General features: G+C 60.1%; 1 pseudogene. It reads right to left on the bottom strand.

Going from position 1 to position 669, the window contains the following annotated elements:
• Window positions 1-669, bottom strand: a pseudogene (locus FDW87_RS21110) (autotransporter domain-containing protein); the annotation flags it as partial.

The raw sequence follows: 669 nt of genomic DNA on the forward strand, positions 1-669 counted from the left end.
TCGCCTTCGTTGATGATTTTGTTGCCGTTACCGTCTACATCCGTACCGGTAGAGCCTGCGCCATCGGCAGTGTTGTTACCCTTGTTGTCGATGGTGTTGCCGTTACCGTCAGCTTTAGTGCCGGTACCACCGCCAGTGGCGCTGTTGTCACCGGTGTTGTTAATGTCGTTGCCGTCGCCGGTCACGTCTGTACCGGTGGAGCCTGCACCGTCGGCAGTGTTTTTGCCACCGTTGTTGATGGTGTTGTCGTTGCCGTCCACGTCAGTGCCGGTGCCGCCGTTGGTGGCGCCGTTATCACCGGTGTTGTTGATGTCGTTACCGTCGCCGGTCACGTCAGTACCGGTGGAGCCTTCACCGTCTGCGGTATTTTTGCCGCCGTTGTTGATGGTGTTGTCGTTACCGTCCACGCCGGTGCCAGTGCCGCCGTTGGTGCCGCTGTTATCACCGGTGTTGTTGATGTCGTTGCCGTCGCCAGTCACGTCTGTACCGGTGGAGCCTGCACCGTCGGCGGTGTTGTTGCCACCGTTATCAACTGTGTTGCCGTTGCCGTCCACGTCTGTGCCGGTGCCGCCGTTGGTGGCGCCGTTGTCGCCGGTGTTGTTGATGTCGTTGCCGTCGCCGGTCACGTCTGTACCGGTGGAGCCTTCACCGTCTGCGGTATTTTTGCCG

Source organism: Citrobacter sp. wls826 (assembly GCF_005281245.1).
In the GTDB taxonomy this organism is placed as follows: Bacteria; Pseudomonadota; Gammaproteobacteria; order Enterobacterales; family Enterobacteriaceae; genus Citrobacter; species Citrobacter braakii.